Genomic DNA, 12172 nt, shown 5'->3' with positions numbered 1-12172 from the left:
GGTCCTTTCCAAGTTTTGAAAATTTTGGAAAGGACCTTTTTTTTAAGCTTCTTTTAAAAAGTTGATGGTTTTTTGATAAAAATCTTTAGGTTTTTCGGCATGAAGCCAATGTCCCGCATTTGCAATCACTTCGATTTCAGCTTTTGGAAATTGACTTTTTATTGCCTGATAATCTTCTTCTTTGATGTAATTTGAATTGGCTCCTTTCAAGAACAATGTAGGCCTTTCATACACAAAATCTTCAGGTAGAGCTTCGCCAATATTTTCGATTTGCTGATTGAATACTTCCAAATTGAAACGTAAGGCAAGTTGGCCTGGTTCTTTCCAATACAAACTTTTCATCAGGAACTGACGCGTTCCAAAATCTTCAACATGTTTTTTTAGAATTTCTTCCACATCAGATCTTTCAGGTTTAACCGAGAAATCGATGGCATTCAACCCTGCCAAAATATCCTGATGATGTGGTCGGTAATATTTCGGACCAATATCAGCGATGATTAATTTATTTAATTTTTCAGGGAATTTCATTGCAAAAAACATTGCCACTTTCCCCCCCATCGAATGTCCCAAAAGATCAATCTTCTGTAAATTATTTGCTTGACAATAATCATACACATCTTGAGCCATGACTTCATAATTGAATTCTTCCGAGTGCAAGCTCCTACCGTGGTTTCTCAAATCAAGCATGTGCACTTGGTAGCCCTCTGCGGCATACTGAGTTCCTAGCGTTTTCCAGTTATCCGACATTCCTAGAAAACCGTGCATTACCACAAATGGTTTTCCTTCTCCTTCTATTTTTGAGTGTAGCATAGTGTTTAACATTTAGCCCCCAAACCCCCGAAGGGGGCTTTCCTAGCTTTGTGGAAATTGATTCCGAAGCAGTAAGGGAAATTTAGTTGTTATTTTAATTTATTAAGATACATATTTACTACGTTTTCTAAACCAAGATAAATCGCTTCTGAAATCAAGGCATGACCAATTGAAACTTCCAGTAAATTTGGGATACTTTGTTTAAAAAACTGAATATTATCCAAGCTTAAATCGTGTCCTGCATTGATTCCTAAATTTAGTTCGTTTGCTAATTTTGCAGCCTCTACATAAGGCAAAACACCATCTTTATTTCCTAAACTGTATTCATGTGCGAAAGCTTCCGTGTATAGCTCGATTCTGTCAGTTCCAACTTCTTTTGCACCTTCGATCATCTTCAAGATTGGATCTACAAAAATCGAGACACGAATGTCATTCCGTTGAAATTCTTGTACAACTTCTGTCAAATAGCTTTTATGCGAAATGGTATCCCAACCAGCAGATGACGTAATTGCTCCAATAGCATCCGGAACCAAAGTCACTTGTGTTGGCTTGCATTCCAATACCAAATCGATAAAATTGTGCTGTGGATTTCCTTCGATATTATATTCTGTGTAAACGATTGGCTTTAAATCTCTCGCATCTTGATAACGGATATGTCGCTCGTCAGGACGAGGATGAATTGTGATTCCTTGTCCGCCAAACTGCTGAATATCTTTTGCAACTTGCAATAAATTAGGCACATTTCCGCCACGAGCGTTTCTTAATGTTGCAATTTTATTGATGTTTACACTTAATTTTGTCATTGGAATACTTTTTGTGAATATTAATAAGGCAAAAATACGAAGTTAAACAAGGTGTTTATGCTAAATTTTGATTATTTTGCAGTCGAATATCCACACTATTATATGACAGAAATCACAGACTACATCAACAACGATTTTAAAGCACTGGACAGTCAGGAAACTATAGACAACGTTCAGGATTTTTTTGCAGAAGTAAATTTCTCACATTTTCCTGTGGTAGAAGAAAGCATCTATATAGGAAGTATTGCTTCTGAAGATGTTGAAACCTTTGATACTGACAAAAAAATCTCTCATTACCGCTATACATTAGAAGGATTTTATGCCCGAACCAATATGATTTGGCTCGACATAATGGAAGTATTTGCCCGAAATTCCACCAATGTAATTCCGGTTTTGGATGATGAAAATAAATATGTGGGCTATTATGAAATTACCGATATCATTAAATTTTTCAATGAAACTCCTTTTTTGAAAGAACAAGGCGGCATCATCATTGTAGAAAAACCCGTTGCCGATTATTCAATGTCCCAAATTGCACAAATAGTAGAAAGCAATGGAGGCCGACTTTTAGGCACTTTTATTTCGCAAAGCACTGCCAGTTCGGTTCAGGTTACCGTAAAAATTGGATTGGGTGGTATGAATGAAATTATCCAAACTTTCAGACGTTATGGATATGAAATTATTTCGGAACATCAGGAAGACAATTACTTGAACAATCTAAAAGAACGTTCAGACTATTTAGACAAATACCTTAATATGTAATGTATTTATTTTTTAATTTGGACATCCGTTAATTGGGCAAACAAATAAGCAAATAAACAAATAAACATCAATAATGAAAGTTGCCATTTACGGACAATATTATCAAAACAGTACCGAGCCCATCATTCGCGATATTTTTGTTTTTTTCAATCAAAACAATGTCGAGATGGTTATTGAAGCTACTTTTTTGAAGATGTTATACGAAAAACAATTGATCAAAAAAGAATACAAAACCTTCAGCTCCCATAAAGAACTTGACTCGAGCTTTGATTTGCTTTTGAGCATTGGTGGCGATGGAACTATTTTGAGGGCGGCTACTTTGGTACGAAAATCCGGCGTTCCCATTTTAGGGATCAATGCTGGGAGATTGGGTTTTTTAGCATCTGTCCAAAAAGAAAATATCGAAGCGTTTCTTCAATTGGTAATTGATAAAAAATATACAATTTCGAAAAGGACATTATTAAGCCTGACCATTTCGCCAAAGAACAAAGATATTCAGGATATTAATTTTGCTATGAATGAGATTTCCGTTAGCCGAAAAGATACCACTTCAATGATTACCATTGAAACTTATCTTAATGGAGAATTCTTAAACTCCTATTGGGCAGATGGATTGATTATTGCAACCCCAACTGGATCAACAGGTTATTCTCTTAGTTGTGGAGGTCCAATACTAACTCCAGATGTAAAAAGTCTAGTTATCACACCAATTGCCCCACATAATTTGAATGCGCGACCACTTGTAATTCCTGATAAAACCGAAATTAGGTTAAAGGTTACCGGACGTGAAGAACAGTATCTAGTATCACTTGATTCGAGAATTACATCCATCAAAAATGAATCTGTTCTGACGATTAAAAAAACACCTTTTCAAATCAATATGATTGAAATTCCAGAGGAAACTTTTCTCAAAACACTCCGAAACAAACTCCTTTGGGGCGAAGACAAGCGAAATTAATACTAAGTTTTTCTATATCTATTTATACTACAACCTACCTTATTACCGTTAGTTATTCCGTTGAATGGTTCAATAATTTACAGCATAATAACCAGTTTTAATATAATTCCTCAGAAATACTAAATTGTTAATCATTTAGTAGTCAGATTTGTTATATTTGCACGCTATTTTTAAAATGATGAATAGACTGTTTTTATCACTTATATTTCTTTTCACCTTTTCATTTGCCAAAGGGCAAATTCATGAAATTGGTGTTTTTGCAGGCGGAAGTAATTTTGTAGGCGATGTAGGCTCAATGACTTATCTCCACCCAAATGAATTTGCCTACGGACTGATTTATAAATGGAACAAGAGTACGAGACATTCTTGGAGGGCTTCGATAAAGAACATAAAAATCACAGCAGATGACGATCAATCTAAGGATGAAAGAAGAAAACAACGTGATTATGACTTCGAGAATACCATAAAAGAACTATCTTTAGGGCTTGAATTCAATTTTTTTGAATTCAATTTGCATGATATGGATCGACAAATTACACCATACGTGTTTTTAGGATTGAGCTACACCATATATGACGGTTTGTATATTATAGATAATGGAACAACAGTAGAAAAAAAATCGGACTCAAGTCATGGAACATTATCGATCCCGATGGCAGTTGGAGTAAAATCGAACATAACGCCAAACTTGGTTTTAGGTTTTGAAATCAGTCCGAGATATTCGTTTGCAGACAATATCGATGGAAGCTTTCCAAAAAATGAAGGGCTTCAAAATTTACGATTTGGAAATATAAATAGTAACGATTGGTATATGGTTTCGGGTTTTACCTTAACGTATACTTTTGGGAATAAGCCCTGTTATTGCGATTAAAACAATGAATTTGCTAGACAACATAAAGAAAGACAATTTACCCAAACACCTCGCCATTATCATGGATGGAAACGGACGTTGGGCAAAAAAGCAAGGCTTCCTAAGAGCTTTTGGCCATGAAAACGGAACCAAATCCGTTAAAACAACTGTTGAATGTTGTGCAAAATTAGGCATCGAGAATCTCACCTTGTATGCTTTTTCTACTGAAAACTGGAACCGACCAAAATTAGAAGTCGATACTTTAATGAAAATACTGATCAACTCATTAAAAAATGAGCTTAAAACATTGGTAGAAAACAAAATAAAACTACACACGATTGGTAATTTGGAAATGCTTCCTAAAAGTGCCCAAAAAGAACTTTTAGAAGTAATTAACAAAACAAAAGATAATTCCAGAATGACCCTAACACTTGCACTAAGCTATGGTTCAAGGGAAGAACTTATTTCTGCAATTAAAAACATAAGTAGTAAAGTTAAAAATAATATAATTTCAATAGACGCTATTGACGAATCAATTATTAATCAGCATCTTTACACGCAAAATTTACCGGATGTAGATTTATTAATAAGAACCAGTGGCGAACATAGAATCAGTAATTTCCTTCTTTGGCAAATAGCCTATGCAGAATTATACTTTACAGAAGTTCTTTGGCCAGATTTTACAGAACAAAATTTATATGAGGCTATCATTAGTTATCAAAAAAGAGAACGAAGATTCGGAAAAACAAGTGAACAAATTAAATAATTTTTTAGTGTTAAATAAAAGCATACAATTCTTCTTCACAATTATAATTTTTGGAAGTATTTCTCAAGTAAAAGCACAAGATAGAATTCCATTCGATCAGGGAAAACCTTATTTCCTAGCAGATATAGAAGTTACTGGAAAGATTAGCTATAACGAACAAACGGTGGTTACTTTTACTGGACTTGAGAAAGGACAGGCCATAACAGTTCCGGGAGAAGACATTAGCAATGCTATCAAAAAATTAGGCAAACTTGGTCTTTTTAGCGATATTGATTTTTATGTAAACAGGATTGAAGGGGATAGCATCTTCTTAGAATTGAATATTAACGAACTTCCAAAACTAAATGAAGTAAAAATCGTTGGTGTCAAAAAATCAAAAATTGAAGGATTAATAAAAGACAACAGCCTTACAAAAGGAAAAATTGTCAACGAAAATCTTGTTACTACCACAAAAAACTACATCGAAAATAAATATAAAAAAGACGGTTTTTTCAATACTAAAGTCAATATAACTACAACTCCCGATACAACATCTGGAAATGAAGTAAAAATGCTTGTTAGTATAGACAAGGGAGACAAAGTAAAAATCAGCGAAATAGAATTCACCGGAAACGAAAAATTTACCGACAAGAAGTTGCGTAGAGCAATGAAAAACACCAAGGTCATCAATCCGATTCGTATCCTTAAACGATCGAAATACATCAAGGAGAAATACGAAGAAGATTTAGCAAGTGTAGTCAGCAAATACAAAGAAAAAGGATACCGTGATGCCAGAATCGTTTCTGATTCTGTGACTTATGATCGAGAAAAAAATAAAATTGCCATCAAAATCAAACTAGAAGAAGGAAGGAAATATTATTTTGGAGATATTAAATTCCTAGGAAATACAGTATATACTGACAGAGGATTGAATTCTATTCTTGGCATAAAAAAGGGGGATGTATACAATGGTGTTCTTTTGGAAAAAAGAATTGCCGACAAGACAAAACCAGATGGAGAAGACATAACGAATTTGTATCAAAATAATGGTTATTTATTTTCTCAAATTAATGCTGTTGAGGTGAAAACGGAAAATGACACCATTGATTTCGAAATTAGAATTCTTGAAGGTCCATTGGCCTATTTTAATAAAATTACAGTTACCGGAAATGATAAAACGAATGATGAAGTAATTTATCGCGAACTTAGAACTAAACCAGGTCAAAAATACAGCAAGGAAGATTTAATTAGAACCATTCGTGAAATTGGAGCTTTAGGATTTTTTGATCCAGAAGCCATCAATCCTGCCTTTAAAAATGTCGATCCTGCTGCAGGAACAGTAGATATCGAATGGCAATTGGTAGAAAAAGGATCCAGCCAAATCGAATTACAAGGTGGTTATGGTGGAGGCGGTTTCATTGGAACACTAGGACTTTCATTTAATAACTTTTCGGCTAAAAACATCTTCAACAAAGATGCCTATCAACCTCTTCCGATGGGTGATGGTCAAAAAGTTGCATTACGTTTGCAAGGAAGTAACTTTTTTCAAACGTATAGTCTTTCTTTTTCAGAACCATGGTTTGGAGGAAAAAAACCAGTAAGTTTTAGCACATCATTTTCTTATAGCAAACAATTTCTTAACAACTACCGAGACAACAGTGTTGACAGAAGTAGAAGTTTCAATATTATATCACTATCAGTTGGTTTGGCCAAAAGATTAAGTGTTCCTGATGATTCATTTGTATTATCTCAGGCGTTGAGTTTCCAATATTATGATTTGAACAATTACAATACAGGTCTGTTTACCTTTGGTAATGGTTCGTCCCGAAATTTTGCCTATACAATCGGATTAACCAGAAACAATAAAGGAACAAATCCTATTTTTCCAATGTATGGCTCAGAGTTTAGCATCACTGCAAAATTGACACCGCCATACTCGCTTTGGAATGGAATTGATTATAAAGATTTGGAAAATCAAGAAGAATACAAGTTAAGATATACTCCAGGAACTCAAGTTTTAGCTGATCAAGTTGGGCCAGATGGAAGAATTGTTGCACAAGGTGATTATATACGAGAAACAGGCCAAAATACTAGAGTATATGAAAAAGTCTTAACATTTGAAGAAGCTGATGCCGATATCTCAAAAGTTGATCAAAAGAAATTTAATTGGCTTGAATATTATAAAGTAAAAATAAAGGCCGATTGGTATACTAAAATTTATGATAAATTAGTACTTCGTTCTTTGGCAGAATTTGGCTATCTTGGTAACTATAATAGCGCAAGAGGTGATGTTCCATTTGAGAGATTCTTCTTGGGAGGTGATGGTTTAGCTAACTTTGCACTAGACGGAAGAGAGGTTATTCAATTAAGAGGATACGAAAATCAATCCTTAACACCAATTACAACGAATCCTGCAACTGGCGAAAGTTCACAAGATGGTGCAACAATTTACAATAAATTTTCGTTAGAACTAAGATATCCATTAACTTTGAAACCTCAAGCATCAATTTATATGTTGGCCTTTTTCGAAGCAGGTGGTGCTTATGCAGGATTTAAAGAATATAACCCTTTCCTTCTACAACGTTCGGCAGGGGTAGGTTTAAGAGTATTTATGCCTGCATTTGGATTATTAGGTATCGATTTTGGACATGGTTTCGATGCCGCTCCAGGACAAGCACAAATAAGTGGATGGCAAACGCATTTTATTATCGGGCAACAATTTTAAAGATTTTGGCACGATATTTTCTAATACAGTTTAAGTTATGAGAAAACATTTTTTAGTAGTCGTATTAATTCTTGTAGTATTTTCTGCAGGTGCTCAAACCGCAAAAGGTATTCGTATTGGGTATATTGACATGGAATATATCTTGCAAAACGTTCCCGATTATACCGAAGCTAAAAACCAATTAGAGCAAAAAGCTCAAAAGTGGAAACAAGAAATTGAGCTCAAAAAAAACGAGATTACTAAATTAAAAGAATCTCTAAAAACTGAAAGAGTCTTACTCACTAAAGAACTTATTGAAGAAAGAGAAGAAGAAATTTTATTTCAAGAAACTGAATTAAATACTTTCCAAGAAAAAAGATTTGGCCCGACAGGGGATCTAATAGTTCAAAAGGCGGTCTTAGTAAAACCGATTCAAGATCAAGTTTTTACTGCTGTTCAAGATATTGCCGAACAAAAGAGGTATGATTTTATCTTAGACAAATCTTCGGATCTTACGGTGCTTTTTGCTGCAAAACGTTTTGATATAAGTGATGCCGTAATTAGAAGCTTAACCAGAAGTTCTAAAAGAGACCAATTAAGCAAAAAAGAACTCAAGGAAGAAGCGATTAAAGAATATCAAGAAGACTTACAGGACGAGAATTCAGATTTAGCAGCACGTCAAAAAGCATTGGAAGATAAAAAAGCAGCCAGAATTAAAGCAGCAGAGCAAAAAAAGGCAGATAGAGATCGTTTATTGGAAGAACGAAAACTAGCTGCTGAGGAAAAAAGGGAAGCCGCTTTAGCCAAAAGGCAACAGATGATTGATGAAAGGAATGGTAAAAAACCAGCTCCATCAACAGAAGAAAAGAAAAACACAGAGAATAACGATAGTGAAAAGGATAAAATAGAAGGAAAAACCAACAATTCAGATTCTACCCAAGTTGAAAAACCTGTTGTTGATAAACAAGCCGAAAGACAAGCCGCTATTGATGCAAATGCAAAAAAATTAGAAGAAAGAAAAAAAGCAATAGCTGATAAAAAAGCAAAAATCCTAGCCGATAGAGAAGCCGCTAAAAAAGCTAAGGAAGAAGAAAAAAATAAAAACACAGAGGAAAACACAGAAACCGAAGAGAACAAATAAATAACTAAAATTAATTACTTACTAAATATTTAAAATGATGAAACAATTGAAAACTTTACTACTTGCTGCAGTTTTATTTTTTGGAGCAAACCAAGTTAATGCTCAAACAAAGATAGCCCACGTCAATGTAGAGGATATAATGGCAAAAATGCCTGCTTTTATTGATGCACAAAAACAAATCGAAAAGTTAGGTCAAACTTATGAGACTGAATTTACAACGATGAGAAATGAGTATCAGGCTAAAATTCAAAAATATTCTGCGGAAGTTGATCAAGTAAGTGAGACCATTAACAAGGACCGTCAAAAAGAAGTTGAAGATTTAGAGAAAAGAATCCAAGAATACGGACAAAATGCTCAAAATGAATTACAGCAAAAAAGAATGGACTTATTAAAACCAATCCAATTGAAAATCAAAGCTTCTATTGAAAAAGTAGGGAAAGCTAAAGGTTTCCAGTATGTTGCTGATGTAGCAAGCTTTATATTAGCTGATGGAACAGATTTAACTGCTGACGTAAAAAAAGATTTAGGTTTCTAATAAAAAACTTAAAGTATAAAAACTGCCCATTCAAATAATGATTGGGCAGTTTTTTTATATTTGTTTTTATGAATAATAATAACCCTATTGGCCTTTTTGATTCTGGTATTGGAGGTACATCCATCTGGTCCGAAATTCATCAGTTACTCCCAGATGAAAGCACCATCTATCTTGCCGATAGCAAAAATGCACCTTACGGTCAAAAATCTAAAGAGGAGATTATTGCTTTAAGCATAAAAAACACCGAATACTTACTCAATCAAAATTGCAAGCTCATTGTAGTAGCCTGTAATACCGCAACTACAAACGCTATAAAGGAGCTTCGTACTAAATATGAGATTCCATTCATCGGGATAGAACCAGCCATTAAACCGGCTGTAAACAACACCAAAACACAGGTAATTGGCATACTTGCTACCAAAGGCACTTTGAATAGTGAATTATTCAATAAAACTGTTGAGCTTTATCAGGAAAATACAAAGATTATTGAACAGGTGGGTTTTGGTTTGGTACAATTGATCGAAAATGGTTCTATCCATTCACCAGAAATGACACAACTCCTTACCTCCTATTTGACTCCTATGATTGAGGCAAATGTTGATTATCTGGTTTTAGGATGCAGTCATTATCCGTATTTGATTCCTCAGATAAAAGAAATACTTCCACCACATGTAAAGATAATCGACTCAGGACAAGCAGTTGCTCGACAAACCCAACACGTATTGAAAGAAAAAGTAGGCTTCAATATTTCTTCTGAAAAATTTACGCATTTCATAACTAATACTGATCCTAAAGTACTTTCAGAAATTTTAAACCATAAGTATCACATCCAACAAAAGGACTTCTGAAAACTATTTAAACCAGCTCGAATACATCACATAATTATTCGAAATTCTTTCTATCTCTCCAGCAAAATCAGATTGATCAATATCCTTCACTTTTTTCGCAGGAACACCGGCATAAATAGTTCCCGATTCAACAACCGTGTTTTGGGTCAATACTGCTCCTGCAGCAACAATAGAATTGCTTTCTATAACACAGTTATCCATAACAATAGCTCCCATCCCTATTAACACATTATCGTGTACCGTGCAACCATGAACAATAGCATTATGCCCAATTGAAACATTGTTACCAATGATTGTGGGATGCTTTTGATAGGTACAATGAATTATAGCTCCATCTTGAATGTTTACCTTATTACCAATCTTAATAAAATGCACATCACCTCTAATGACTGCATTGAACCATACACTACAATTAGAACCAAAAGTCACATCACCTACAATCGTAGCATTTTCTGCAACATAGCAATCTTCAGGGATCTGAGGTGCTTTTCCATTTACACTTTTTATTATCATCTTTAATTTTAAAAAAAAGTCCCGATATACAACTATCGGGACTTGAATTAATAGTAACACTAAAATTAATTAATAGCAGGACAATTACAATCCCATTTCTCTCTTTTACAGAAAAGATTGATACCTAAAGTGAATTGGTGAAAACCACCTGCAAACTGAATATCCCCCAACAAATGAGAATATTGATATGCAAAAACTAAATTATTATAGTTCAATCCGACAATAGGAGTTAGGTATTGCAAATTTTGTTTAGATACGCTTCCGTTATCTTCGTATTGAGTAGCTTCAAAACTTCTTCTATAAGAGAAACCTCCCCAAAGCTTACCAAAATCTAAATCTTTATAAAGTTTGATGTTCATGTCAATCGACTTTTCTTTTGTTTCATCAACATATTGAAACAAAATAGAAGGTTCCCATTGCAAACGATCGCTATCTCCAAAAACATATCCAGCACTGAACAATAATTTTCTCAAATTATCTGGTTCAACATCTGTATAGATATCTCTTCTTGACTCCAAAACATTCTTAACTGTCAAATGTGTATAGAACTCCAAATAGTTATAAGATGCACCTATATCTACATTAAAGTAAGAATCTTTTTGAATGTTTCCATCTACAATTGGATCAAATCCATCAAACTCACTTTGGTCCAATTGACTTTGGATCAATCCTACACTCATACCAAATGATAACTGATTCAAATCTACATCTGACCTTGAAAACATGATATGATGAGCATATGTTAACTTTACCCCTCTTTGTGAATGATAACCATTTTTGTCGTTAAACAAAATAATACCTCCTCCTGATTGTTCTCCAAGACTACCATTAAAACTGGCAGTTTGCAATGCTGGAGCGTCATCCTGACCAAACCATTGTTGACGAGCTGTTACCCTAACTTTGGCACAATTTGCTGCACCAGCCATGGATGGGTGAATCAAGTAATAGTTATCTGATAAATAATCTGTATAAACTGCGATACCTTCTTGCGAAAATGAAATCTGTGATATGAACAATAATAATACTAAATATCCTTTTTTAAAATTCATTGGGGTTAACGTTTTAATGAAAAATGTGCTTTAAATTCTTTTCTAATTCCTGCTTCGTCGTAATTTAGTGTAAACCAATAATCTGTTGCTGGTAGCGGTTGCCCGTTGTAGGTACCATCCCAGCCCAGACCTTCGGTACTGATTTCCTTCACCAGTTTTCCAAATCGGTCAAATATATAAATTTTTGCGTTAAGTACCTCACCGAACCTTGAAATTTTCCAAGTATCGTTAATACCATCCCCATTTGGCGTGAAATACTTTGGATAATCGATGATGGTTACCACATCTGTCAGCACATCGCATGCCTGTGGATCCCTTACCGTGATGGTGTGTTCTCCCATGCTGATGTTGTCAAAAACGTTACTTTCCTGGAACGGACCATAATCCAACTGGTATTCATAGTCTCCCGCTGGCTGTGCCGTGATGACAACCGTAGGATTCTGAGAAAAATAGT

The 12172-nt window shown here is 34.6% G+C and carries 13 protein-coding genes; 8 read left to right on the top strand and 5 right to left on the bottom strand.

Annotated elements, in window-relative coordinates; all coding sequences use genetic code 11:
- Positions 1-42: 42 nt before the first annotated feature.
- The gene (locus G508_RS0115070; RefSeq protein WP_026706099.1) at positions 43-810 is read right to left on the bottom strand and encodes an alpha/beta fold hydrolase; all 768 of its coding nucleotides are present in this window, start codon (positions 808-810) and stop codon (positions 43-45) included.
- A gap of 89 nt (positions 811-899) precedes the next feature.
- Complete coding sequence (locus G508_RS0115065) at positions 900-1613, bottom strand: pyridoxine 5'-phosphate synthase (protein WP_026706098.1); 714 nt, start codon at positions 1611-1613, stop codon at positions 900-902.
- A 102-nt stretch (positions 1614-1715) separates the two neighbouring features.
- Here G508_RS0115065 and G508_RS0115060 point away from each other — a divergent pair, with 102 nt between their 5' ends.
- The 8 genes from G508_RS0115060 (at position 1716) to murI (ending at position 10156) form a co-directional block, all read left to right on the top strand.
- Positions 1716-2375: a CBS domain-containing protein gene (locus tag G508_RS0115060; protein WP_026706097.1), complete on the top strand. Its 660-nt coding sequence runs from the start codon at positions 1716-1718 to the stop codon at positions 2373-2375.
- 73 nt (positions 2376-2448) lie between these two features.
- Positions 2449-3333, top strand: a complete 885-nt coding sequence (locus G508_RS0115055; protein WP_026706096.1) for an NAD kinase — start codon at positions 2449-2451, stop codon at positions 3331-3333.
- A gap of 178 nt (positions 3334-3511) precedes the next feature.
- Positions 3512-4204 carry a type IX secretion system protein PorG gene (gene porG / locus G508_RS0115050; protein ID WP_026706095.1) on the top strand — a complete coding sequence of 231 codons (693 nt, stop codon included), beginning with the start codon at positions 3512-3514 and terminating at the stop codon, positions 4202-4204.
- Positions 4205-4208: 4 nt separating this feature from the next.
- Complete coding sequence (locus tag G508_RS0115045) at positions 4209-4949, top strand: isoprenyl transferase (protein WP_026706094.1); 741 nt, start codon at positions 4209-4211, stop codon at positions 4947-4949.
- A complete protein-coding gene (locus G508_RS0115040) occupies positions 4882-7653 on the top strand; it encodes a BamA/OMP85 family outer membrane protein (protein WP_026706093.1) in 2772 nt (923 codons plus the stop codon). Before G508_RS0115045 ends, G508_RS0115040 begins: the two co-directional genes overlap by 68 nt.
- A 37-nt stretch (positions 7654-7690) precedes the next feature.
- Positions 7691-8773, top strand: a complete 1083-nt coding sequence (locus G508_RS0115035; RefSeq protein ID WP_026706092.1) for an OmpH family outer membrane protein — start codon at positions 7691-7693, stop codon at positions 8771-8773.
- A gap of 37 nt (positions 8774-8810) precedes the next feature.
- Complete coding sequence (locus tag G508_RS0115030; protein ID WP_026706091.1) at positions 8811-9308, top strand: OmpH family outer membrane protein; 498 nt, start codon at positions 8811-8813, stop codon at positions 9306-9308.
- Positions 9309-9376: 68 nt separating this feature from the next.
- A complete protein-coding gene (gene murI, locus G508_RS0115025) occupies positions 9377-10156 on the top strand; it encodes a glutamate racemase (protein ID WP_026706090.1) in 780 nt (259 codons plus the stop codon).
- Positions 10157-10159: 3 nt separating this feature from the next.
- On the opposite strand, the gene G508_RS0115020 is transcribed toward murI, so the two are convergent.
- From G508_RS0115020 to G508_RS19135, 3 genes are all read right to left on the bottom strand, one after another.
- Positions 10160-10669, bottom strand: a complete 510-nt coding sequence (locus G508_RS0115020) for a gamma carbonic anhydrase family protein (RefSeq protein WP_026706089.1) — start codon at positions 10667-10669, stop codon at positions 10160-10162.
- 65 nt (positions 10670-10734) lie between these two features.
- Positions 10735-11718, bottom strand: coding sequence for a PorP/SprF family type IX secretion system membrane protein (locus G508_RS0115015; RefSeq protein WP_026706088.1), 984 nt, complete (start codon positions 11716-11718; stop codon positions 10735-10737).
- Positions 11719-11723: 5 nt separating this feature from the next.
- The coding region (locus G508_RS19135) for a T9SS type B sorting domain-containing protein (RefSeq protein ID WP_035694953.1) at positions 11724-12172 on the bottom strand (449 nt) is incomplete at its 5' end.

Source organism: Flavobacterium soli DSM 19725, assembly GCF_000422705.1.
GTDB lineage: Bacteria > Bacteroidota > Bacteroidia > Flavobacteriales > Flavobacteriaceae > Flavobacterium > Flavobacterium soli.
The sequence above is the reverse complement of the archived record's forward strand: the minus strand, read 5'-3'. Positions and strand labels throughout refer to the sequence as shown.

Bases quoted from the DNA above. Each gene is read 5' to 3' on its own strand.
- G508_RS0115060 (WP_026706097.1), top strand. From the start codon at position 1,716: ATGACAGAAATCACAGACTACATCAACAACGATTTTAAAGCACTGGAC.
- G508_RS0115030 (WP_026706091.1), top strand. From the start codon at position 8,811: ATGAAACAATTGAAAACTTTACTACTTGCTGCAGTTTTATTTTTTGGA.
- porG (WP_026706095.1), top strand. From the start codon at position 3,512: ATGAATAGACTGTTTTTATCACTTATATTTCTTTTCACCTTTTCATTT.
- G508_RS0115045 (WP_026706094.1), top strand. From the start codon at position 4,209: ATGAATTTGCTAGACAACATAAAGAAAGACAATTTACCCAAACACCTC.
- G508_RS0115020 (WP_026706089.1), bottom strand. From the start codon at position 10,669: ATGATAATAAAAAGTGTAAATGGAAAAGCACCTCAGATCCCTGAAGAT.
- G508_RS0115065 (WP_026706098.1), bottom strand. From the start codon at position 1,613: ATGACAAAATTAAGTGTAAACATCAATAAAATTGCAACATTAAGAAAC.
- G508_RS0115070 (WP_026706099.1), bottom strand. From the start codon at position 810: ATGCTACACTCAAAAATAGAAGGAGAAGGAAAACCATTTGTGGTAATG.
- murI (WP_026706090.1), top strand. From the start codon at position 9,377: ATGAATAATAATAACCCTATTGGCCTTTTTGATTCTGGTATTGGAGGT.
- G508_RS0115040 (WP_026706093.1), top strand. From the start codon at position 4,882: ATGAGGCTATCATTAGTTATCAAAAAAGAGAACGAAGATTCGGAAAAA.
- G508_RS0115015 (WP_026706088.1), bottom strand. From the start codon at position 11,718: ATGAATTTTAAAAAAGGATATTTAGTATTATTATTGTTCATATCACAG.
- G508_RS0115035 (WP_026706092.1), top strand. From the start codon at position 7,691: ATGAGAAAACATTTTTTAGTAGTCGTATTAATTCTTGTAGTATTTTCT.
- G508_RS0115055 (WP_026706096.1), top strand. From the start codon at position 2,449: ATGAAAGTTGCCATTTACGGACAATATTATCAAAACAGTACCGAGCCC.